This is a genomic window from Desulfurella sp., assembly GCF_049977265.1.
GTDB lineage: Bacteria > Campylobacterota_A > Desulfurellia > Desulfurellales > Desulfurellaceae > Desulfurella.
The window spans coordinates 1-22,904 of the sequence record NZ_JBMFGQ010000029.1; the positions used below are offsets into that span (position 1 = coordinate 1).

The window sequence follows — 22,904 nt, forward strand, 5'->3', positions numbered from 1 at the left end:
CCTTTTTTGAAAACAGAAAGCGCTTATTTTCTTTGTACAAATCGTAATAAGAAAAGTATTACTGTTGATATAAGCAAAAAAGAAGGCCAAAAAATCATATACGATTTAGCTAGTATTTGCGATGTATTTGTTGAAAATTACAAAGTGGGTGAACTCACAAAATATTCACTTGATTACAAAAATATAAAAAAGTTGAACCCAACAATTGTATACTGTTCATTAACAGGCTATGGTCAAAATGGACCAAAAAGCAATCTTTTGGGGTATGATTTTATAATGCAAGGTGAAAGTGGATTAATGAGCATAACCGGGTTACCAAAAGGTCAACCAATGAAAGTAGGTGTTGCTATTTTAGATATTATATCAGGTCTATATGCAACAATAGCAATACTTGCCAGTTTGTATAAAAAACAAAAAATCAAACAATCAGAATACATAGACCTTGCACTGTATGATTGCGCAGTATCCAGTCTTGCAAATGTTGCATCAAATTATCTGGTAAGCGCAAAAATACCAAAGCGCTATGGAAATGCGCACCCCAATATTGTTCCATACCAAACATTCAAAGCTAAAGACAAATACTTTAATTTAGCTGTAGGTAATGATGAACAATTTCAAAAGCTAGCTAGCTTGTTAAACACAGATGCTCTAAAACAAGATAAATTCAAAAAAAATGAAAATAGAGTAAGAAATAGAAAAGAATTGGTAAAAATTTTACAGGAGGTATTCAAAACTCAAAATGCTCAATATTGGGTTGACTTATTTCAATCTCACAACATACCGGCAGGTCATATAAACAACCTTAAAGAAGTATTTGAAGATAAACAGTTGCTTGCAAGGGATATGGTTAAAATAATAAATCATCCATTTGGTTTGTTAAAAATTGTTGGCACACCTATAAAACTATCAAACTCAACCATTACAGAGCCAAAAAGTCCACCACTTCTTGGTCAGGATACAATAAACGTGCTTAAAAAATTACTTCATTACAATAAATCTTATATAAAGCACTTAAAAAACCAAAATGTAATTTAATGCAATTTCATATTGACAAAAAGGTAAAAGTGTTTATTTTTCAAAAAGAGGGTTTTAAAGTTAAAATGATTTTTAAATTTAAAAGGGGAATTTAATGAGCCTGCTAACCAGACCAAACGAACTATCATTAGAAAAAATCATACCATTAAGCACAAGTGATACATTAAGAAACAACTTTATGGTATTAGACGCACAATTGCCTGCAAATATTAGATTTGGCCTTTTGCTTGAGATTATGGACACTTTGGCTGCTGATACAGCTAGAATGTATGTAAATCAGTTTTACAAAGATGCGGTCGTTGTGACTGCAGCTATTGACACCATCATAGTAAGAAGTCCGGCAGATATTTCAAAGGATTTAATATTTAAATCACGCATGAATTACGTTGGCAAAACCTCAATAGAAATAGGCATTAGAATCGAGCAGTCCAACCCTACGACACACATTGCCACATGCTATTTTACACTTGTTGCAAGAACAGGACCAAGGGATAGCCGTGTTAGTGTAGAGTTGCCCACGCTTGAATATATAGATGATATGGAAAAAAGACGGTATCAAAAAGCTATAGAAAGAAAAGAGCATTACCTGGTACAAAGAAATTTAGAAAGTCAACCCCCTTCTTTAGAAGAATACAGATTGCTTGAAGGATTGCATAAGACTCAAGAAGAATCTGATTTTAGTGGACTTTTAGCATCAAAATTATCACTTACATCGTGGGAACGTACATTTCCTGTTTACAAAAATCCTAATCAGACAATTTTTGGCGGTTATTTGGCAAGAAGATCTTATGAGCTATCTACAATGTGCGCTGAGCTGATTGCCACAAAAAGACCAATAATTGCTGCTGTAAATAGGATGAATTTTTTAAATCCTGTAAAAATTGGCGATAAGTTATTATTTAAAAGCAATATAGTGTATACGCATAAAAGTTTTATATGTATTGAAACAACTATATCGCGTATGGGGCGCTACGAAAAAAAAATCAGCAATCTAACAGATTCTTGTTTGTTTACTTTTGTAAATGTTGATGAAAAGTTAAAACCTCATCCTGTAGAAACGATATATCCAATAACTTACTTTGAAGACCAAAAGTATTTAGAGGCTCGCAGAAGCCTAACTTCTATATTCACTGATATTAAAGGCGGATTGCTAAAAGAAAGTGAACTCGCTCATTTTGATTGATTGGGGTTTTTGAAAGCTTCTAATAAATAATTTTCAAATATTGTTTGAGCTTTGTTGTAGCTATTTATTCTCATCAGATAAAACCATCTATATATTTTAATATTTGTAATGGGAATTTCTTTTAGCATACCCATTTGAAGTTCATTTTTAATTATAAGCTCACTTAAAGCTGAGATGCCCAAATTGCAAGATACAGCATTTTTGATGGCTTCTGGATTATTGAATTCATAGGCTACTTTTACATGAGCACCTAATTTTGCAAGTTCAGCTTCTATAATCTGCCTTGTGCCAGATCCTCGCTCACGCATAATAAATTGTTCTTTTAATAAATCCTTTAATGTTACTTTTTCTGATACAGTAAATTTATGTTGAGGCGAACAAACAAAAAGTAACTTATCTTTTGCAAACCTTGTTATTTTTATAAATTTATCGCTGGCATGAGGTAATCCTTCTATGAGGGCTAAATCAATTTCTGATGTTCTTAGCTTTTCAATTACTTCTGAGCTATTTGCAATGAACAAGCTCAAGTCTATATCTGGATAAGTTTGTTTAAACTTTACAATAAGCTCTGGCAATAAGTAGTTACCAATTGTCATGCTTGCACCAATTGAAACACGCCCTTTTTTTAAAGTATTAAAGTTTTCCAAACACAACTTCGCTTCTTCTAGAATATCGAAAATCTTTTTTGTATAGTAATAAAACTCTTTGCCTTCTTCTGTTAAATACAAGCGTCTATTTTTTCTTAAAAATAATTTAACAGAAAATTTTGTTTCCAAATCTTTTATAGTTTGACTAACTGCCGATTGAGTGACCAAAAGCTCTTTTGCACTCTTGCTCATATTGAGGGATTTTGCTACACTATTAAATACCACTACATGGTGCAGCGACAAATCAGCCACATTCATAAGTTCTCCTAATACCTTGTTTAAAAATTCTAATTTGCATTATACATAAAATTTATTTATATTACAATAGTAAAATTTTTAGAGGAGGATTTTTTATGAGACGCAGTAAAGTAACTGTTATTGGAGCAGGCAATGTTGGTGCAACTGCCGCACATTGGGCAGCCATTGAAGGTCTTGGCGATATCGTACTACTTGATGTTTTAGAGGGTATACCGCAAGGAAAAGCCTTAGATCAATCACAATTTAGACCAATCTCTGGTTTGCCGTGCAGTATCGTTGGCACCAATAATTACAAAGATACAGCTGATTCTGATGTCATCATTATAACATCAGGTATTGCAAGAAAACCTGGTATGTCAAGGGATGATTTACTTGCCACAAATGTAAAAATAGTAAAAGAAGTTACAGAAAAAGCGTTGGAATACTCAAAAGATGCTTATTTAGTTGTAGTTACAAACCCAATAGATGCTATGGTTTATACTTCTTACAAAGTATCGGGCTTACCAAAAAATAAAGTTATTGGTATGGCAGGCGTGTTGGATTCTGCTAGATACAAATCTTTCTTAGCTGACGCTATAGGTGTTTCTCCAAAAGATGTAAATGCAATAGTTATGGGTATACATGGCGATTATATGTTGCCTTTAATAAGACTTGCAAATGTATGTGGTGTGCCTATCACCGAGCTTTTATCAAAAGAAGAAATTGACGCTATAGTAAAAAGAACACAAAATGGCGGCGCAGAAATCGTTGCACACCTAAAAACAGGTTCAGCTTACTATACACCGGCTGCTGCAGCTGTTGAGATGGCAAAATCGATTATTTTTGATGAAAAAAGAGTACTGCCATGCGCAGCTTACCTTGAAGGCGAATTTGGCATTTCCGGTTATTTTTTAGGTGTACCAGTTGTAATAGGTAAAAATGGCGTCGAAAAAATATTGCAATTTAAACTAACAGAAGAAGAACAATCATTGCTTAAATTATCTGTTGAAAAAGTTAAAGAACAGGTAGCTTCAGTAAATAAAATTTTGGGTTGGTAGAGAGGTTTTCTCTCTACCTTTAAAAAAAGGAGAACTAAATGAAAATTTTAGTCACAGAGCATGTGGCTCAAGAAGGCTTGGATTACATAAGAAAAAATAACATCGAAGTAGAAGAAAAATTTAATCTAACGCCACAGGAATTAGCACAAATAATAGGCGATTATGATGCTATAATTACTCGAAGTGGAACCCGCATTACCAAAGAAACACTTGAAAATACAGGAAAATTAAAAGTAATAGGTAGAGCTGGCGTTGGAGTAGATAGTATAGATATAGCAGAAGCTAGCAAAAAAGGCATAATTGTTATCAATGCACCAGGCGCAAACACCATAGCAGCAGCAGAACTCACTCTGGGTATGATGCTAAACGCCCTAAGAAAGCTTCCCACTGCTCACTACAGCTTAAAGTATGAGCGCAAATGGGATAGAAAAAAATTTATGGGAGTTGAACTTTCTGGCAAAACATTAGGTATCGTAGGTCTTGGCCACGTTGGAAGTGAAGTTGCAAAAAGGGCAAAATCGTTTGGCGCAAAATGCCTGGCATATGACCCATACATTAAAAAAAGCAAAGCCTTGGATTTAGGCGTTGAGCTTTTAGAAAACTTTGATGAAATTTTAGAAAGATCCGACATTATAACATTTCACACACCGCTTACCAAAGAAACAAAAAATATGATGACCAAAAAAGCAATAGATAAAACAAGAGAGGGCGTTATTCTAATTAACTGCGCACGCGGTGGCATAATAAACGAAAAAGATTTATATGATAGCATAAAATCGGGTAAAGTAGCAGCTTGCGGCATTGACACATTTGAAAAAGAACCAGCAACAGACAATCCTTTGCTCGATTTAGACAATGTATTTGTCACACCTCATATTGGCGCAAACAGTAATGAGTCTCAAATAAATGTATCACTTATTTTAGCTCAGCAGATTGTAAATGCTCTGCTTGGCAAGCCTTATCAAAATGCAATCAATATACCATTTATTAAGGATAAAATGTCTAAAGAACACAGATTATATTTTGACTTGGCAGAAAAAATGGGTAGTTTAGCAGCCCAGCTAACAGAAGGCAGGCCAAGTCAAATTGATATTGTAATGATTGGTGCTCGTTTTGAAGAAGACGTTGTAGAAAAAGCGTTTGATGTACCATTTAACTATCAGCCATTTACAATTGCCGCATTAAAAGGTTTTTTAGAATTTAGCATGAGCGATAGTGTTTCCTATATGAACGCACCGTATGTGGCAAAAGAGTTTGATGTGATAGTATCGGAAGCAAAGGCAAAAAATTACGAAAACTACAATAATCTACTGTTAATGAAAATAGTAACGGATAAACAGGTAAAAACAATTGGCGCTACTTTATTCGAAGATGGAACACAAAAAATTGTGCTCGTTGATGAATTTAGGACAGATATTACACCAAAAGGTATCTACCTTTATATCATTAATAAAGACAGACCCGGTACTATAGGCAAAATCGGGACAATTTTGGGTAATTTAAGCATAAATATAGCTGGCTTTCATTTATCAAGGCAAAAAACTGGTCTTGCAATGTCTTTTATAGAGCTTGATACTCAGCCATCACAAGAAGCAATTAATTTGCTTAAAAAGATTGAAGATATAGAACTTGTAAAAGCCATAGTTTTTTGATTAAAAGGAGCAACTATGTATTTTGTTGAAAAAGAAGAAGAAATTGCTGGTAAAAAAGTATTTTACATAAAACAGCCCGTTGGCAAAAAAGATATTATTTTCATGCATGGCAAAAGCTATACTGCAAGCGATTGGCTTAAATTAAACAACACGCTTATAGAACTCTACAATCTTGAGTATCGCTTTTATGCGTTTGATTTTCCAGGTTTTGGCAAATCTCAGCCCAATGAAATTGATCCAGTAGATTTTATACAAGCTTTTATAGAATACAAAAAACTTGAGAATTTTGTTCTTGTTGGGGCTTCCATGAGCGGTGGTTTTGCACTAAAATACGCACTCAAACATCCAGAAAAAGTAAAAGCCATTGTGGCGGCTGCACCTGCCTGGATTGAAAATGAAATTGAATCTTTTAAAAATCTTAATAAACCTACATTGCTACTTTGGGGGTCAAACGATGATAAAGTTAACCCAAAAATAGGTAATCAATTAAAAGAAATTATGCCAAATGTTTCTTTGCATGTGTTTAGAGGTTTATCTCATCCATTTTATTTTGAAAACGAAGATTTGTTCGACCAATATTTTTTTGATTTTTTGAAAAAGATAAATGAATAATTTGCTTTTTACTCCTTTTAATGTAAGCGATAAAGTTTTCAAAAATAGGTTAATAATGCTGCCAACTGTGACAAATTATGCAAACGTTGACGGCAGTGTTAACCAAAAAAATATAGATTTTTACTCACTGAGGCAAAATTTAGCTGCAATAATAATAGAAGCTGCATATACAAACATTATTGGTAAGTCATTTACAAACCAAATTGGCATCGATAGTGATGATAAAATTGAAGGCTTAGCAAGGTTGAGCAAAACCATTCACAACAATGACTCATACGCCGGAATACAGCTTGCTTTAAATGTAAAATCAAAAACAATAAACGAGCTTAGTGAAGCTGAAATCGAAGAAATCAAAAATAGTTTTGTGAAAGCAGCAGAACGTGCTATAGATGCCAATTTTGACATAATAGAAATACATTGTGCACACGGCTGGTTGCTTGGTCAATTTTTGAGCAATTATTTTAATAAAAGAAGCGATTCGTTTGGGGGTAATTTAGAAAATCGTATGAAATTACCCTTAGAAATTATTAAACTCGTACGAGACACCGCTAAAAATCACCTCATAAGCGTGCGTATGAATGCCTGTGATTTTGTTCAAGATGGTATTAATCTTGATGAATCTTCAGTTTTTGCTTTAAACCTAAAGGAAATAGGCATTGATTTACTCAGTGTTTCTTGTGGAATTGGAGCAAAAACGTTCACACATGTATCGCCTCTTAGTTATCCAAAAGGTTTTTTGCTCGATTTTGCCCATGAAATAAAACTTAAAACTAAACTACCGGTATTGGCAGCTAATCGTCTAAACGATTATGAATTGGCTAATTATGCTATTGAGTTTTCAAAAGCTGATTTTATAGGCCTTGCACGATCTCTCATTGCCGATCCAAAAATTGCCAAAAAATGGCAAATTGGCGAATTTAAAGATGTAGTACCTTGCATTGCTTGCAATCAAGCCTGCATTGCAAGTATTCAATCGCAAAAAGAAGCTTCTTGCGTGATAAACCCAAAACCATACCAGGCAAAAGTTTTTCAACAGCCTTTTATGTATAAAAGAAAAATTATGATTATAGGTGCTGGGCCAGCAGGTCTTTCGTTTGGTATATTTGCCAAACAGAAGGGTTTAAATTGCATAATTTTTGAAAAACATGCTACAATAGGCGGACAAATAAATTTAGCTATAAAGCCCCCACACAAGCAAGAGTTTAAAAAAATGCTAAATTACTTTGAGTACAGAACTAAAAAATTAGGTATACCCATTAATACAAAGACAGAGGTAGATGTCGATTTAATTAAGAGTGAAAAACCAGATGTTGTGGTATTTGCTTTAGGGTCAAGTCCTTATATACCAGAGTTTGCAGCTAATAATGAATTTGTACTAAATGCTGATGAAGTTTTAGAGTTTGGTCTGCCTCCAGATACAAAAAGTGTAGGTATATTAGGTGGTGGCTTAGTTGGCCTTGAAACTGCAAACTTTTTGGCTGAAGAAGGTATAAGCGTGAGCGTTTTTGAAATGGAAAACAAGGTATTGCAAAATATGGCAGAGGTTTTAAGAGTTCCAGTAATAGAATCACTGCACTCCAACATAAAAATATTCTTAAACCACAAACTGAAAAATATTGAAGTCAACAAAGCTATATTTGAAACAAAAGATGGCGTTAGCGAAAAAGTTTTTGACTATTTCGTTCTATCTTTAGGAAGAACACCAAATATTGATTTAATTAGTAAAATTAATTTTTGCATGGATACTATAGAAATAGGCGATTGTAAAAAACCATCCGATGCTTTTGCCGCTATTACCGACGCCTACAATGCGGCTCAATTAATTTAACACTCAAAAACTTTACGCATAAATATTGCAAGCAAAACGACACATAAACTTATAATGATAAAAATTGTTCGCGAAACAAACAGGCTTGCAAATACTAAATATCCTAAAAGCATTATCCTTCTGATATTTTTTAAATCTTCATCATTGAGCAAGATTTTCACAATTAAACTAACAAGTATATACACAACGGTTTCTACAATAATATTTTCTACGCTAAAATTAAACATTCATTAAAACCTGCCTAAATAATAGCAAAATTTAATTTAGTATGCAATTTTAAAATTTTTATGGTATAATTATGTAAAAAAGGAGAGAATAATGTTTAAGATTTATGTAACAAAAAATATACCAGAAGAAGGATTGGAACTCTTAAAAGATAAATGCGATATAGAAGTAAACAATTTAGGCAGATCTTTAAGCAAACAGGAATTACTCGAGAAAATTAAAAACAAAGATGCCTGCATAACACAATTAACAGATAAAGTTGATATAGATTTTTTTGAAGCTGCCAAAAATTTAAAAATTATTGCAAACTATGCGGTTGGCTTTGATAATATTGATTTAAATGAAGCAACAAAACGCAAAATTTTTGTTACAAATACACCGGATGTTTTAACCCAAGCAACAGCAGAACTAGCATGGGCTTTATTATTTGCCTGTGCGCGTGGTATACCTCAAGCTGATAAATTTACAAGAGAAGGTAACTATAAAGGCTGGGATTTGTACTTATTTTTAGGCCTTGATATAAGCCGTAAAACGCTTGGTATAATTGGAGCTGGCAGAATTGGTCAGGCATTTGCAAAAATGTCAAAAGGTTTTGATATGAATATACTGTATACTGCAAATTCTAAAAAAATTGATTTCGAATCTCAAACTAATGCAAAATTTGTGGATCTTGAAACTCTTCTTAAAGAATCTGACTTTGTAAGCATTCATACACCTCTAACTCCTCAAACATACCATTTGATTGGAAAAAAAGAACTCAGCCTTATGAAAAAAACTGCAATTTTAATTAATACATCAAGAGGATCTGTAATTGACGAAAAGGCACTTGCAGAAAGTTTAGAAAACAGGCAAATATATGCAGCAGGTCTGGATGTGTATGAAAAAGAACCAATAATTGAAGAAAAATTAAAAACATTAGACAATGTTGTTCTCCTGCCACATATTGGAAGCGCTACATATAAAACAAGGATTGACATGTCAATACTGGCTACGCAAAATATACTTGATTTTTTAGAAGGAAAAATTCCGCGCACTTTAGTAAACAAAGACATATTAAAAACCTAAAAAAATGCAAGATCTTCAAGAAAAAGCCATTTTAGTTAGCGTATTTTTAAACGAAAAAGATGAAAAGTCATTGCAAGAATTAGAAGAACTTGCCAGAACAGCTGGCGCAGAAGTTGTTGGCGTATTAACACAAAAACGAAAAAACATAGATAAAACTTACTATTTAGGAAAAGGTAAAATAGAAGAGCTAAAAAATCTAATTGAACAAAAAGGTGCTAATATTGTCATATTTAACAACGAACTATCTGGTAGCCAGATAAAAAATATCGAAGATATACTAAACACAAAAGTTATTGATAGAACCAATCTAATCTTAGACATATTTGCAAAACATGCCAAAACAAAAGAAGGTATGCTTCAGGTAAAGCTTGCCCAGTTAAAATATTCACTTACAAGATTAAGAGGCATAGGTGTTACACTTTCAAGATTGGGTGGTGGCATAGGCACAAGGGGTCCTGGCGAAACACAACTGGAAACAGACATAAGGCATATCAAGCGCTCTATTTTACACATTGAAAAACAAATTGAAGAAATAAAACAACATAGGAGTCTATACAGGAAAAGAAGACAAAAAAATCAAATTCCTGTAGCTGCCATAATAGGATATACAAATGCAGGTAAATCAACTTTAATTAATGCACTTACCAATGCAGATGCCTATGTTGAAAATAAGTTATTTGCAACGCTGGATCCTTTAGCTAGAAAATTACGTTTGCCCAATAACAAAATAGTTCTATTGATTGATACGGTTGGTTTTATTAAAAATTTACCCCACCAGTTAATTGAAGCTTTCAAATCAACGCTTGAAGAAATAAAATTTGCAGATTTAATATTAAATGTTGTTGATATAAGTCAGAATGATTACGAAGAAAAAATTAAAGTAACAGAAAAAATTCTATCAGATTTAGAGTGTTTCAATAAACCAGTTATTACAGTTTACAATAAATCAGATTTACTTGAGACATTACCAAAAAACACTGATAAAGAAGTATATATATCAGCTAAATACAAAACTAATTTACATGATTTGGTTTTTTGCATACAAAACGCGCTTGAATCAGGAAACAAATCTTTATAAAATTTTCATTCTGATCTTTGCAAAGTAAACATTTATTTGTTTATCAGCAAAATACATCAAAACTACATCGGTTTCGGGTGTAGAGTTCCCCAATTTTGTTCCATCTGCAACAATAAAATTGTCACCTTCGCTCAATGATGGCAAAAGGGTTTTGCCTAAGTCCCGATTTTTCCAGCTTACATAGCTTTTTTCGCTTTCGTAAAAATATTCTAGATTATCAAATCCATTTTGTTTTGCAAAACTATCTATTGCGGCTTTTTGAATAAGTGTTTCACTTTCATCATCAGCAATTATATATGCAACATTCTTTGGCACAGTTACCCCCATCTACATTAATTTTAAGATATCATTTTCTTCATTAATGATAATTTCCGAGACATTTGGAGAATTTTTGTAACGCTCCATCGTTTTCTTTTTTGCTTGTTCTTTGCTCTCTGCCTTGACTATGTTTGTCGTAACAACCTTTTTCTCATCTTTATATATAATCATCGTTAATACTTTATACGTATGCAAACATACACCTCTAAATCTTAACTACTTGTTTAATTATACTTATTTATAAAGCAAAAGTCAAATAAGTCACACACTGCTTTTATAGCCAAAAAACTACAAAATACCAAAATGTTAAAAAAATAAACTTATTTAAGTGGTTTATAATTTTTCTTTTGAAAAGTATATTCGTAGCTGATGTGACTTTTATAATGACCACTTATAACGGCAACCGTATCTTCAATAAATACCCTCTCCTCATCTGTTGGAATAACAAACACTTTTACTTTGGAATAATCTTTTGTGATGGCGATTTCGCCAGCAGCAGAGTTTGCTTTTAAGTTTTTCTCTTTATCTAACACGATACCTAGATTTTCTAATTTTCTTAATACCATGTACCTTAAAAGTGGTGAATTTTCTCCAACGCCAGCCGTAAAAACAATTGCATCTAAATAACCATTTAAGGCAAAAAAGTAAGAGCCCAAATATTTCCTTATCTCATATGCCTCAATTTGTAAGGCAAGCATGCAACGTGGGTCACCTTCTTCTGCTTTTTTGAATATAGACAGATGCTCATGCTCAATATCACCAATTAGGTCTTCATAATCGAACTCGTCAATATTATTTATGTCTACTTTTGCGCCACTGATTATATCCCTTCTATCATAATATTTGCCCGTTATACCAAGTAAACCAGATTTTTTATTTAAAATATCCATCATTTGATTAGCATTTAAATTTAATTTTTCCTGCATATAAAGCGGAATAGCTGGATCTATATCTCCACAGCGCGTTCCCATAACAGCACCTTGAAGAGGCGTAAAACCCATAGACGTATCTATGCTAATGCCGGATCTTATGGCACTAAAAGACACACCGTTTCCAATATGCAGCGTTATTAGATTCGCATCTTTTACGTGCTTATCAAGCATTACCGCGGCTCTGCGCGATACATATAAATGGCTCGAGCCATGAAAACCATACCGCCTAATACCATACTTTTCATACCACTCAAAAGGCAGAGCATACACATAAGCAAAATCTGGTATGGTAGAGTGAAATGCTGTATCAAAAATTGCCACTTGAGACACATTAGGCAATAACTCTTTTGTTGCTAAAATTCCTGCTAAGTTTGGTGGATTATGCAGTGGTGCAAGGCTTGACAATTTTTTAATTGTTGAAATGACTTTATCGTCTATCAATGTGCTTTTTTTGAATTTTTCACCACCATGAACTACCCTGTGGCCTATAGCATATATTTCATTCAAATTGCTCAAAACGCCTTGATCGCCAACAAGCAAATTAAATACTTCGTTTATCGCCTTTGTGTGATCTTTTAATTCTTTTTGATAAATAATTGGCGTTTGATTTGGCTTATTAAAGTGAACACTGGCGCTCATTGAACCTACTCGCTCAATTAAACCTTTAGCTAAATTTTTTTGCGCCATCCAATCGAACAAATCAAATTTAACAGACGAACTACCACAATTTAATACCAATATTTTCATAACAACACTCTATGCTTGAAATGAAGATATAGCTGTTAAGTAAACTATATCCATATATTTACATCCACGAGACAAATCATGCATAGGTTTCTTTAATCCTTGCATAACAGGCCCAATAGCTTGAGCTTTAGCCAGGCGCTCCACAAGTTTATAAGCAATATTGCCTGCATTTAAGTCGGGGAAAATTAATACATTTGCATCACCTTTAATAGAGCTGCCCGGCGCTTTTCTTTGCGCTACACTTTCCACCAAAGCAGCATCTGCTTGAAACTCACCATCAATTATTATATCTGCTCGCTTTTGTTTAACAATATTTACCGCTTCTATTACTTTATCTAGCACTTTATGCTTAGCGCTGCCTAATGTAGAAAATGATAGCATTGCAACTTTTGGTTTTACATTCATCAAACTGCTAAAATTATCTGCTGTAGCAATGGCAATATCAGCTAGCTGCTCACTATTGGGCTGCGGGTTTACGCCACAATCTGCAAAAAACAAAACCCCATTTTGGCCAAATTCTGGACTTTGCAACTCCATCAGGAAAAAACTCGAAAGCAGTTTTATATTGTTTTTTAAACCAATTACGTGCAAAGCAGCTTTTATAATATCTGCTGTATCGCTTATTGCACCGCCTATACACATATCCGCTAAATTTTTCTTAACCAATAATGCTCCAATATAAAGTGGATTTTTTGACAGCTGAATTGATTCTTCTTTGTCAATACGCTGCTTATCAGCATTTATAATTTCAAAAAGTTCTTCTGTATAGTCAACATCTGAAATCTCCACAATCTCTACACCACTGAGATTTATATGTAAACTATTTGCTTTTTTTTCTATTGATTTTCTTTGACCAATCAAGATAGGGTAAGCTATGTGATTTTGTGAACAATAAGAAGCCGCTTGAATTAGCCTTTCATCTTCACCTTCCGGATATACTACTTTTTTTGGATTTATTGTGCACCTTTGCAGAAAATCATCTAAAATCAATTTATCCCTCCTATAAAAAAACAATATAACTTAACTTGTAAAATTACACAATACATAATTCTTTGTCAAATTTTTTCTTAGAATTTATAGTATTAATTAACTATTTATATGAAATATTCAGTTAACATTCATGTATAAAAAAAATTAATATATTTAACATATTGACTTTAATTTTATTAGTATATAATTAAATTAAATTATGTTTGGGAGGTGTATAATGAAACGGCTAAAGTACTTGGTTATGGTATTTTTTTGGCTTATTGGTGGCTTTAGTATTGCGTTTGCAAAAATAGGCATAGTTACACCCGGTGAGCTTGCCTCAATGATGCAAAATGACAAAAACCTGGTAATCATCGATGCAAGAAGTCATGGTTCTTACATTACATCACACATACCAAAAGCTATCAATATAAGTCCAACTGGTAGTTTGTTTAGTGGCTATGGGCCAAATCCTTTTGCTGTGGTAGACTCAAATGTTAAATTAGAGAAAGTTTTGTCTCAAAAAGGCATTAAAAATGACTCTGACTGCGTAGTATATACAGGCTCATCCAGTGCTTTTGGTGTAAAAGATGGAAATCCGGCTTTTGCGCTAACAAGTGCTACTCGCATTATGGCAGTTTTGTATTATGCAGGCGTAGAAAATGTTTATTATTTAAACGGCGGATTTGATAAGTGGGTAGACGAAAAAAGACCTGTTCAAAATGGTGATTATGCACTAAAAAGCACTCACTTTGTAATTTCAAGAAATAATCCATTTGTTTTTGTAAATGAAAATTTTGTTAGATGGGCTGTAAACCATGAAAATCAGGTGCAATTTGTAGATGCGAGAATGTATAAAGAATATACAGGACAAGTTAGCGATGAAAAGTTTGGTGTTTCAAAACTCGGTCATATTAAAGGTGCAAGAAATGTATTTGTTGGCGAATACATGGAAAAAGTTGGCAATTATTATGTAATAAAGCCAAAACAAGAAATTATGCAAATTCTTCAAAAAGCTGGTATAGATCCAAATAAACCGATAATATCATACTGTCATATTGGCTATTGGGGCAGTGGCTTGTGGTTTATTGACAATTCAGTGCTGCATAATAAGCTGGTATGGGATTACAATGGTTCTTTGGTAAAAGCTTCGTTAGACAAAGAAATACCATTTGTAGAAGGACAAAACCCGTAAGTTTTAAATGCAGAAAGGCCCAAAAACCTTTCTGCATTTGGTTCAATCTCAAATAATGGATTTTTATATTTTTTTAAATATAATAGTAAAGAGTGTTTAAAGTTTTAGGGAGGCTTTTATGCAATTTAGTATTGATGCAAACACAATAAAAAAGTTAGTATCAAATGTCTCTGGTGGTTTATCAAAAGATAAGAATTCCATATTGAGCAATTATATGGTAAGCATAAAAGACAACACAATATCTATTACTTCATTAAATGAGGTTGTTCAGATAAATACATTTTCTCCTATTGAGAGCGAAGGTGATTGTGAATTTTTAGCAAAGCCAGATTTATTTGACAGACTAAAAGTGCTAAGCGGTGATATAATTTTCAAGTTAGAAGATAATATTCTAACAATAAAAAATGGTTCTTACAAAACAACAACCAAAATTTTTCAAAGTGAAGGTTATTCCGTAGAATCAATAGAAGACTACAAAATTGCTGGCGTTTTTGATTCAAATGATATATTAGAATTGCTCAAAGCTAATATTGCCAGTAGCAAAGAAGAACAACAAACACGAGAATTTAATGGCGTTTTAATTGAAATAGAACAGAAAAAAGCTAACTTTGTAGCTACCAATCGTTCGAGATTGTTTTGGATTAGCAAGCCTATAGATAATGATATTAGTTTTTACTGCATAGCAGAAAAAGACAGTGTTTTGCAACTTAGCCGAATTTTAAAAGCAAACGATAGAGTTACTTTACTTTATAAAATAGATGGCGAAAACATTACCAAAATTGCATTTCAAAGCTCTAACTGCACAATAGTATCGAAAACAATAAATGGTAAGTTCCCACAATACCAAGCGGTAACACTTGAAGAAGCTCAAAATGTTCAATGTATCGCTTTTGACAAAGAATCATTAAAAACAGCCTTACAGAAAGTTTTGACATTAAGCAATGACGAGTTAGCTGTTGTAGAGTTCAATATTCAAGAAAACAATGCTCAGCTAAATGTTACAAATAAAGAAGGTGAGATTGCAAGCGATATTATTGATTTTATATCTTACAATCATACGCCTATTATTTTAACGATTAATGGTCGCTATGTAATAGATTTTTTAAACAACATACAATCTAATTCAGTTTATTTTTACTACAAAGAGGCTATAAAACCAATCGAGTTAAAAGCAACTAGCGAGCATAATGTATGCTACATTTATGTAATGACGCCCGTAAGATAAACTATTTTAGTTTATTTAACCAAAAGTTAAAATCTCTACCCGGCACAAAAATATCAAGTCCAATAGAAATCTCACTTAACACATTTGTCACTGTATGTATCTCGTTTGGCTCTATAAAGACACAATCATTTTGTGATAATATTACTTCGCTATTTTGTGTCTTTACAGACATTTTACCTTTTAATACAACCAAAATTTGAGCATTTTCATGTTTGTGCTCTGGCGAAGCGTGGTTGGGAGGTTTAATAAAATACTCAATTGATATTTCTTGCTCATTACAAAGACTTGTACGTTTCCAATCTTTTTGTGGTTCATAAAAATTAGCTTTTTCAAAAAAAACAACCTTCAAAATACAACTCCTTTTTTAGCTAAATATACGACTTTTTATAAAAAATCAAACCGTATAAATTTTACTTTAATTTTACCAATATAGCCTAGACTCCCATTTAAGAATTACTTGGAGGTGTTCGATGTTAAAGAAGTTATTAGCTTCATGCGTAGTTGTAGGTTTAATGGTAAGTCCAGTATTGGCTGCAGAAAATGCAAAGCCAGCTCCAGTCAAAAATGAAACAAAAGTTGAGAAAAAAGCAGTTGAGAAAAAAGTAGTTGAGAAAAAAGCTGCACCTAAAAAAGCCGTTGCAAAGAAAGCCGCTACTACAAAGAAAGTTGAAAAAACAGAGAAAAAATAATCCGTTTTAAAACTTATCTTAAAAAAGGGAGTTAAAAATATTAACTCCCTTTTGACTCTTGCAAAAAATCGAAAATTGTTTTACTATACTAAAGATGTTCAAAGACGATTTAATTTTTAGATGGTACAAGGGCAATCTAAAAAACGTAGAAAACTTTAATACGCCAAAAAAATTACTTTTTTTAAACAAGCAAATTGAGTTAGCAAGCAAAAATACCTTTGCTTTATGCAGCGGGTTCGAAGCCTTAAATATGTTTTTTTATGGTGAAAATGGCCTTGGTAAATCTTCACTTGTTAAACAATTAGTACAAAACTTTAGCACAAGAGGCTTAAGATGTATTGAATATTTAGAAGAAGATATTTATTCTATGTATGGATTGTTTGATATTATAAGGAACACAGATTATAAATTCTTTATTTACTTCGACGATCTGGCATTTGAAGAAAATAACAAAGAATTTAGAAAATTCAAATCTATTATTGAGGGCTCGCTGGAAGAAAAACCAAAAAACTGCATTTTTTTGATTACCTCAAATAAAAAACATTTAATAAAGCAAAAAGCACTCAATATTGATAGCGATATGTTTGAAAAAGAGGAAGAAAATGAAAAAATTTCGCTTTTTTCAAGGTTTGGCTTATCAGTTGGTTTTTATCCGCTTGAAATCGAGGAGTTTTTAGAAGTAGTAATATTTTACTTAAATGAGTTCAATGTTAAAATAAACTTTGATGTAAAAAAAGAAGCCCAAAGTTTTGCTTTAAACTACGGTATTTACAGTGGTCGCATAGCAAAACAATTTGCCGTTTTTAAATTTATTGAACAGCTTAAAATTTAATTTTCAAATCTTGTTCTCCAGGTTGTATACTAAATAAGCTCCTATTAAAAAAGTACAAAAAAAGGCATATATCCATACCAAAAAAGCAACATATCCCCAAAAAGCCCCGTATATTATGTTAAGCCTGCCAATACTAACTACATAAATAATAAATAACCTTTTTAATATTTCGACAACCAAGGCAAAAAACAAAGCGCCAATTCCTGCATTTTTAAGTCTAATTTTTGTTAAAGGAAGTATTTTATAAAGCAAAAAAGCCATTACAAATAAGGATAAAAAAGGCACTACATAAACACTAAAAAAATCAAACAGCGCATTAATCTTAAAAATGCTTATTAAATAATCCTTGACAACATCAATCGGCATAAAAAATCCTGCCAAATAAGCAATAACCAGCAACATCATGATAGTAATTAATGCAATGTAAATAAAAAACAATTCGACAATAGGCCTTTTTTTATTAATCTTAAAAATCTTATTTATACTTGCGTTCAACATATAAAAATAAGACAAAGAAGTGCCAGCATACAAAAATAAACTAAAATAGCTAATTTTTTTATAGACAAGTGGCTTTATAATATCAAGCATAATGCCTTTAAACATTGGTGGAAAAATAAGAACTATCTTTTGTGATAAAACATTGTAATACTGCACATAATTTGAAAGCAAAAAAATAAGCATAGAACTTAAAAACAACAAAAATGGCGCCAAAGCTAATATAAAGAAAAACGACAGCGACGACGCATTTGTAAAACCATTGTCTTTTACAAAGTTAACCACACTCTTTAATACAATGTTCATATTTTAGAATATTACCTTAAAAAGAAAAATTTCAATGCAAAAATATTTTTAATTTATAATTTTAGTTTATTTCAAATATTAGGTAAAATTAACTAAATCCATACATAATTAACAAAAGTAAGAAGAATCTATTTGACAAAAAACTCTAAATTTATTAGTATTGTTCCAAAATAGGCAATGTCTTTGCACGTATATTTAACATTAGGAGGTTGGGATGCCAAAAGCAATGAAAAGTATGGATGGTAACACCGCTGCAGCGCATGTGGCGTATGCTTTTACAGAAGTAGCCACAATTTATCCAATTACGCCATCTTCAAACATGGCAGAAGCAGTGGATGCATGGTCTGCGGAAGGCAGAAAAAATATTTTTGGTCAAACAGTAAAAGTGCTGGAGATGCAATCCGAAGGTGGGGCAGCAGGTGCCGTGCATGGCTCGCTTGTAGGCGGTTCACTTACATCAACATTTACCGCATCACAGGGCTTATTATTAATGCTTCCAAATATGTACAAAATTGCTGGCGAACTACTGCCTGGCGTGTTTCACGTGGCAGCAAGAACTGTAGCTACACATGCGCTTTCTATATTTGGAGATCACTCAGATGTTATGGCTGTAAGACAAACGGGTTTTAGTCTTTTATCGTCTGGCAGCGTACAAGAGGCTATGGATTTGGCGGCTGTTGCACATTTAAGTGCAATTAAAGCGAAAATGCCATTTTTGCACTTTTTTGATGGATTTAGAACATCGCACGAGATCCAAAAAATAGAAGTTTTGGATTACGAAGATTTAGCAAAACTTGTAGATTGGGAGGCTATTGAGCGTTTTAAGAAAAATTCTCTAAATCCAGAGCGCCCAAAAATTATAGGAACAGCCCAAAACCCGGATATCTTTTTCCAGGCAAGAGAATCTTCAAATAAATTTTACGAATCAGTCCCAGATATAGTAGTTTCATATATGAATGAAATAAACAAACTTACGGGCAAAGACTATAAACCATTTAACTACTATGGCGATCCAAATGCAGAAAACATTATTATTGCTATGGGTTCTGTTGTAGAAACAATCGAAGAGGTAGTAGATTACTTAAATGCAAAAGGCGAGAAAGTAGGTTTAATAAAAGTAAGATTGTATAGACCATTTTCTGCAAAATATTTCTTTGATGTGTTGCCAAAAAGTGTTAAAAAGATAGCTGCACTTGATATGACAAAAGAGCCAGGCGCTTTGGGTGAGCCTTTATATGAAGATATTAAAACTCTATTTTACGGTATGCAAGATGCACCATTAATCATTGGTGGAAGGTACGGTTTAAGCTCAAAGGACACAACGCCTTCTCAAATTCTTGCCGTATTTAAGAATCTTAAATCTAATAACCCAAAAAATAGCTTTACAATAGGAATAACTGATGATGTAACGTACCTTTCTTTGCCAATCGAAGAAGAAATTAACACTTCCGACAAAGACACAGTTTGCTGTAAATTCTGGGGTTTTGGCTCTGACGGTACAGTTGGTGCAAATAAAGATGCGATTAAAATTATAGGCGATAACACGGATATGTATGCACAGGGATATTTTGCATACGACTCTAAAAAAAGTGGTGGTGTAACCGTATCGCACTTAAGGTTTGGCAAAAAACCAATAAGATCCACTTATTTAATTGATCAAGCCGATTATATTGCCTGCCACAAACAATCTTATGTATTCTTATACAATGTGTTAACTGGCTTGAAGAAAAACGGCACATTTGTTTTAAACACTATCTGGGATGAATCAGAGCTGGACAAGCACTTGCCAAACAAAATGAAACGCTACCTTGCAGAAAACAACATCAATTTCTATATTGTCAACGCTACCAAAATTGCTAAAGAAATTGGCCTTGGCGCACGTATCAATATGATAATGCAATCAGTGTTTTTCAAACTTGCAAATATTATTCCTATAGAAAATGCTACAAAGTTGCTAAAAGAAGCAATTGTTCACTCCTATGGCAAGCAAGGCGATAAAGTCATAAATATGAACTATCAGGCAGTAGATAGAGGCATTGACTCAGTAATAAAAGTAAATATACCAGAAAGCTGGAAAAACATACCTATTGAAGACGAAAAGAAAGATGAAAACCGCCCTGAATTTATAAAAAATGTCGTAGATGTAATGAACAGGCTTGAAGGCGACAAATTGCCTGTGTCCACATTTGTTGGCAGAGAAAATGGTGAGTTCCCATCCGGTACTGCTGCTTATGAAAAACGTGGCATAGCCATAGACGTACCAGAATGGGTTCCAGAAAATTGTATACAATGTAACTTCTGTTCATATGTTTGTCCGCATGCTGCCATTAGGCCATTTTTGCTAAATGAAGAAGAAGCAAAAATCAAGCCTGCTGATTTTGTTACAAAAAGGGCTATTGGTAAAGAAGTAAAAGGCTATGAGTATAGAATACAGGTATCTGTCCTTGATTGCACTGGCTGCGGTAGTTGTGCAGAAGTATGTCCAACACCTAAAAAAGCCCTTGTAATGAAACCTATAGAAACACAAACCAAAGATATAGATAATTGGAATTTTGCAATTGAAAAAATCTCAGAAAAAGAAATACCTACAGATACTGTAAAAAATAGTCAATTTGCAAGACCACTTTTAGAGTTTTCAGGCGCTTGCGCAGGTTGCGGTGAAACACCTTACGATAAATTAGTAACGCAGCTTTTTGGCGACAGAATGATTATAGCTACAGCAACTGGCTGTTCTTCTATCTGGGGTGCATCGGCTCCATCTATGCCATACTGTGCAAACTCTAAAGGTAAAGGCCCAGCGTGGGGCAACTCACTGTTCGAAGACAATGCAGAGTATAGTTTGGGCATTGCACTATCTGTTAAACAGCAAAGGGAAGCTTTGCGTTTAATTATCGAAAAAATAGTAGAAAGCGATATGGACGAAGCTTCAAAAACACCGTTTAAAAAGTGGCTTGACAATATGAATGACCCAAGAGTCACAAAAGAAGCTGCACTTGAGATAAGCGCAATTATCTCAAACAAAAGCAAGCACTCTTCGAATGTTCAAGATTTGCTTTCAAGGGTAGAACAAAGTCAGGACATGCTTGTCAAAAAATCCGTCTGGGCGTTTGGCGGCGATGGCTGGGCTTATGACATTGGCTATGGTGGCATTGACCATGTAATTGCTTCAGGCGAGGATGTAAATATACTTGTCGTTGACACTGAAGTTTACTCAAATACAGGCGGTCAGTCTTCTAAGGCTACACCCGAGGCTGCAATCGCTCAATTTGCAGCAGCTGGAAAGCGCACAAAGAAAAAAGACTTAGGCTTAATGGCTACAACATACGGTTATGTGTATGTTGCTCAAATTGCTATGGGAGCAGAATATAATCAAACACTAAAAGCTATACAAGAAGCAGAAAGCTACCCAGGCCCATCATTAATTATAGCATATGCACCGTGCATAGCTCACGGCATAAAAGCCGGTATGGCAAAAGTTCAGGAACAGCAAAAAATAGCAGTTGAAGCAGGATACTGGCATCTATACAGGTATAACCCGCTGCTTAAAAAAGAAGGCAAAAATCCATTCATACTTGATTCAAAAGAACCTGATTTAGCTAAATTTAAAGACTTCTTGCTGAGTGAAGTAAGGTATGCGGCACTGCAACGCACATTCCCAGATATTGCAGACAAACTCTACATAAAAGCTCAAGAAGACGCAAAAGAACGTTTTGAAAACTACAAAAGAATGGCTTCATATCAGTATTAAATTTTGCTAGCGATTGGCCTAAAAAGCCAATCGCTCTTTTTTATGCTTAAAATATTCGATGCTCTTTTTCACATCATTGATTATAAATATACAGTAGTTGAGAATCAGGGTTATAAACCGCCTCAATTTTTACCGATTGACTACCTAAAAATCATGTCCGGCTTTGAACTGTTGGGTGGCGTAATAGTGTCTGGTTCATTTCAAAACTACGATACTCAATATTTGAAATCTGCACTTTCAATATTGGGTTCAAATTATATAGGCGTTATAAACTATAACCCAAGCTATACAGACAAAGATATACTGGATTTGAATAAAATAGGCGTTAGAGCCATAAGATTTAATATACGAAGGGGCAATCAAGACATAATAGACTATATTGAATATGCATCAAAGAGAGTTTTTGATATAGCCAAATGGCACAGTGAAATTTACATTGATTCAAAAAATATCTCCAACATAAAGAATAAACTGCTAAACATTCCACTTCTTGTTATAGATCATTTTGGCTTATCAAAAGAAGGATTTAGACATGTTTTAGACTTAACAGAAAAAGGCGCTTATGTAAAAGCAAGTGGTTTTGGCAGGCTTGACTTTGATCCTATTTGGGCCATCAAACAAATTAATAAGATCAACCAACATGCATGCTGCTTTGGCAGTGACTTACCTTCTACAAGAGCACAGAGACCATTTTCATTAAAAGACATCGATCTTATAAATGACAATTTTGATGAATCACAAAGCAAAAAAATCTTTTATGAAAACGCTTTGAAGTTATATAAGGTGAATAAAAGGAGATCCTTCGCTGACGTTCAGGATTACTAACCC

21 protein-coding genes are annotated in these 22,904 nt (G+C 33.4%); 14 read left to right on the forward strand and 7 right to left on the reverse strand.

Annotation, left to right across the window (positions count from 1 at the left end; all coding sequences use genetic code 11):
• Both ACP5FO_RS06345 and ACP5FO_RS06350 read left to right on the forward strand, forming a co-directional pair.
• A partial coding sequence (locus ACP5FO_RS06345) for a CaiB/BaiF CoA transferase family protein (protein ID WP_428157200.1) occupies positions 1-1,035 on the forward strand: 1,035 nt, incomplete at its 5' end.
• Positions 1,036-1,129: 94 nt separating this feature from the next.
• Positions 1,130-2,218, forward strand: coding sequence for a hotdog domain-containing protein (locus tag ACP5FO_RS06350; protein WP_428157201.1), 1,089 nt, complete (start codon positions 1,130-1,132; stop codon positions 2,216-2,218).
• Here the strand turns inward: ACP5FO_RS06350 and ACP5FO_RS06355 are convergent.
• A complete protein-coding gene (locus ACP5FO_RS06355) occupies positions 2,206-3,123 on the reverse strand; it encodes a LysR substrate-binding domain-containing protein (protein WP_428109479.1) in 918 nt (305 codons plus the stop codon). The genes ACP5FO_RS06350 and ACP5FO_RS06355 overlap by 13 nt on opposite strands.
• 95 nt (positions 3,124-3,218) lie before the next feature.
• Between ACP5FO_RS06355 and mdh the strand changes: the two genes are divergently transcribed.
• The 4 genes from mdh to ACP5FO_RS06375 are packed head-to-tail and all read left to right on the forward strand — an operon-like array spanning position 3,219 to position 8,252.
• The gene (mdh, locus tag ACP5FO_RS06360; RefSeq protein ID WP_428109471.1) at positions 3,219-4,160 is read left to right on the forward strand and encodes a malate dehydrogenase; all 942 of its coding nucleotides are present in this window, start codon (positions 3,219-3,221) and stop codon (positions 4,158-4,160) included.
• 38 nt (positions 4,161-4,198) lie between these two features.
• Entirely contained in the window at positions 4,199-5,812 is a 1,614-nt protein-coding gene (serA, locus tag ACP5FO_RS06365; protein ID WP_428109465.1) for a phosphoglycerate dehydrogenase, read from the forward strand.
• Positions 5,813-5,827: 15 nt separating this feature from the next.
• Positions 5,828-6,424, forward strand: coding sequence for an alpha/beta fold hydrolase (locus ACP5FO_RS06370; protein WP_428109460.1), 597 nt, complete (start codon positions 5,828-5,830; stop codon positions 6,422-6,424).
• Positions 6,417-8,252, forward strand: a complete 1,836-nt coding sequence (locus tag ACP5FO_RS06375; RefSeq protein ID WP_428109454.1) for an FAD-dependent oxidoreductase — start codon at positions 6,417-6,419, stop codon at positions 8,250-8,252. Before ACP5FO_RS06370 ends, ACP5FO_RS06375 begins: the two co-directional genes overlap by 8 nt.
• Here the strand turns inward: ACP5FO_RS06375 and ACP5FO_RS06380 are convergent.
• Positions 8,249-8,479 (reverse strand): hypothetical protein, encoded by a 231-nt coding sequence (locus tag ACP5FO_RS06380; protein WP_428109450.1) that lies wholly within the window; start codon positions 8,477-8,479, stop codon positions 8,249-8,251. The two genes, ACP5FO_RS06375 and ACP5FO_RS06380, sit on opposite strands and share 4 nt — an antisense overlap.
• Before the next feature lie 91 nt (positions 8,480-8,570).
• On the opposite strand from ACP5FO_RS06380, the gene ACP5FO_RS06385 reads away from it, so the two are divergent.
• Together ACP5FO_RS06385 and hflX are read left to right on the forward strand one after the other, a co-directional pair.
• On the forward strand, positions 8,571-9,542 hold the full coding sequence (locus ACP5FO_RS06385) for a 2-hydroxyacid dehydrogenase (RefSeq protein WP_428157202.1): 972 nt from the start codon (positions 8,571-8,573) through the stop codon (positions 9,540-9,542).
• A 4-nt stretch (positions 9,543-9,546) separates the two neighbouring features.
• Positions 9,547-10,620 (forward strand): GTPase HflX, encoded by a 1,074-nt coding sequence (gene hflX, locus ACP5FO_RS06390; RefSeq protein ID WP_428109443.1) that lies wholly within the window; start codon positions 9,547-9,549, stop codon positions 10,618-10,620.
• Here the strand turns inward: hflX and ACP5FO_RS06395 are convergent.
• The 3 genes from ACP5FO_RS06395 to pta form a co-directional block, all read right to left on the reverse strand.
• Positions 10,615-10,935 (reverse strand): recombinase family protein, encoded by a 321-nt coding sequence (locus ACP5FO_RS06395; protein ID WP_428109438.1) that lies wholly within the window; start codon positions 10,933-10,935, stop codon positions 10,615-10,617. The genes hflX and ACP5FO_RS06395 overlap by 6 nt on opposite strands.
• A gap of 323 nt (positions 10,936-11,258) precedes the next feature.
• Positions 11,259-12,617 carry an acetate kinase gene (locus ACP5FO_RS06400; RefSeq protein WP_428109431.1) on the reverse strand — a complete coding sequence of 453 codons (1,359 nt, stop codon included), beginning with the start codon at positions 12,615-12,617 and terminating at the stop codon, positions 11,259-11,261.
• A gap of 9 nt (positions 12,618-12,626) precedes the next feature.
• A complete protein-coding gene (gene pta, locus ACP5FO_RS06405) occupies positions 12,627-13,607 on the reverse strand; it encodes a phosphate acetyltransferase (protein ID WP_428157203.1) in 981 nt (326 codons plus the stop codon).
• A gap of 217 nt (positions 13,608-13,824) precedes the next feature.
• Between pta and ACP5FO_RS06410 the strand changes: the two genes are divergently transcribed.
• Entirely contained in the window at positions 13,825-14,781 is a 957-nt protein-coding gene (locus tag ACP5FO_RS06410) for a sulfurtransferase (protein ID WP_428109419.1), read from the forward strand.
• 118 nt (positions 14,782-14,899) lie between these two features.
• Entirely contained in the window at positions 14,900-16,006 is a 1,107-nt protein-coding gene (locus ACP5FO_RS06415; protein ID WP_428109413.1) for a DNA polymerase III subunit beta, read from the forward strand.
• Between the two features lies 1 nt (position 16,007).
• On the opposite strand, the gene ACP5FO_RS06420 is transcribed toward ACP5FO_RS06415, so the two are convergent.
• Positions 16,008-16,355, reverse strand: coding sequence for a cupin domain-containing protein (locus ACP5FO_RS06420; RefSeq protein ID WP_428157204.1), 348 nt, complete (start codon positions 16,353-16,355; stop codon positions 16,008-16,010).
• A 121-nt stretch (positions 16,356-16,476) separates the two neighbouring features.
• Here ACP5FO_RS06420 and ACP5FO_RS06425 point away from each other — a divergent pair, with 121 nt between their 5' ends.
• Positions 16,477-16,695: a hypothetical protein gene (locus ACP5FO_RS06425; RefSeq protein WP_428109406.1), complete on the forward strand. Its 219-nt coding sequence runs from the start codon at positions 16,477-16,479 to the stop codon at positions 16,693-16,695.
• A gap of 94 nt (positions 16,696-16,789) precedes the next feature.
• Positions 16,790-17,527: a DUF815 domain-containing protein gene (locus tag ACP5FO_RS06430; protein WP_428109401.1), complete on the forward strand. Its 738-nt coding sequence runs from the start codon at positions 16,790-16,792 to the stop codon at positions 17,525-17,527.
• Between the two features lie 3 nt (positions 17,528-17,530).
• Here ACP5FO_RS06430 and ACP5FO_RS06435 read toward each other — a convergent pair whose 3' ends face one another.
• On the reverse strand, positions 17,531-18,328 hold the full coding sequence (locus tag ACP5FO_RS06435) for a YihY/virulence factor BrkB family protein (protein WP_428109398.1): 798 nt from the start codon (positions 18,326-18,328) through the stop codon (positions 17,531-17,533).
• 214 nt (positions 18,329-18,542) lie between these two features.
• Here ACP5FO_RS06435 and nifJ point away from each other — a divergent pair, with 214 nt between their 5' ends.
• Both nifJ and ACP5FO_RS06445 read left to right on the forward strand, forming a co-directional pair.
• Positions 18,543-22,076 carry a pyruvate:ferredoxin (flavodoxin) oxidoreductase gene (gene nifJ, locus ACP5FO_RS06440; RefSeq protein ID WP_428109395.1) on the forward strand — a complete coding sequence of 1,178 codons (3,534 nt, stop codon included), beginning with the start codon at positions 18,543-18,545 and terminating at the stop codon, positions 22,074-22,076.
• Positions 22,077-22,118: 42 nt separating this feature from the next.
• Positions 22,119-22,901 carry an amidohydrolase family protein gene (locus ACP5FO_RS06445; RefSeq protein WP_428109392.1) on the forward strand — a complete coding sequence of 261 codons (783 nt, stop codon included), beginning with the start codon at positions 22,119-22,121 and terminating at the stop codon, positions 22,899-22,901.
• Positions 22,902-22,904: the final 3 nt, after the last annotated feature.

Bases quoted from the DNA above. Each gene is read 5' to 3' on its own strand.
- ACP5FO_RS06350 (WP_428157201.1), top strand. From the start codon at position 1,130: ATGAGCCTGCTAACCAGACCAAACGAACTATCATTAGAAAAAATCATA.
- hflX (WP_428109443.1), top strand. From the start codon at position 9,547: ATGCAAGATCTTCAAGAAAAAGCCATTTTAGTTAGCGTATTTTTAAAC.
- ACP5FO_RS06415 (WP_428109413.1), top strand. From the start codon at position 14,900: ATGCAATTTAGTATTGATGCAAACACAATAAAAAAGTTAGTATCAAAT.
- ACP5FO_RS06430 (WP_428109401.1), top strand. From the start codon at position 16,790: ATGTTCAAAGACGATTTAATTTTTAGATGGTACAAGGGCAATCTAAAA.
- ACP5FO_RS06425 (WP_428109406.1), top strand. From the start codon at position 16,477: ATGTTAAAGAAGTTATTAGCTTCATGCGTAGTTGTAGGTTTAATGGTA.
- nifJ (WP_428109395.1), top strand. From the start codon at position 18,543: ATGCCAAAAGCAATGAAAAGTATGGATGGTAACACCGCTGCAGCGCAT.
- ACP5FO_RS06375 (WP_428109454.1), top strand. From the start codon at position 6,417: ATGAATAATTTGCTTTTTACTCCTTTTAATGTAAGCGATAAAGTTTTC.
- ACP5FO_RS06380 (WP_428109450.1), bottom strand. From the start codon at position 8,479: ATGTTTAATTTTAGCGTAGAAAATATTATTGTAGAAACCGTTGTGTAT.
- ACP5FO_RS06410 (WP_428109419.1), top strand. From the start codon at position 13,825: ATGAAACGGCTAAAGTACTTGGTTATGGTATTTTTTTGGCTTATTGGT.
- mdh (WP_428109471.1), top strand. From the start codon at position 3,219: ATGAGACGCAGTAAAGTAACTGTTATTGGAGCAGGCAATGTTGGTGCA.
- ACP5FO_RS06355 (WP_428109479.1), bottom strand. From the start codon at position 3,123: ATGAATGTGGCTGATTTGTCGCTGCACCATGTAGTGGTATTTAATAGT.
- ACP5FO_RS06445 (WP_428109392.1), top strand. From the start codon at position 22,119: ATGCTTAAAATATTCGATGCTCTTTTTCACATCATTGATTATAAATAT.
- ACP5FO_RS06435 (WP_428109398.1), bottom strand. From the start codon at position 18,328: ATGAACATTGTATTAAAGAGTGTGGTTAACTTTGTAAAAGACAATGGT.
- ACP5FO_RS06385 (WP_428157202.1), top strand. From the start codon at position 8,571: ATGTTTAAGATTTATGTAACAAAAAATATACCAGAAGAAGGATTGGAA.
- ACP5FO_RS06400 (WP_428109431.1), bottom strand. From the start codon at position 12,617: ATGAAAATATTGGTATTAAATTGTGGTAGTTCGTCTGTTAAATTTGAT.
- ACP5FO_RS06370 (WP_428109460.1), top strand. From the start codon at position 5,828: ATGTATTTTGTTGAAAAAGAAGAAGAAATTGCTGGTAAAAAAGTATTT.
- serA (WP_428109465.1), top strand. From the start codon at position 4,199: ATGAAAATTTTAGTCACAGAGCATGTGGCTCAAGAAGGCTTGGATTAC.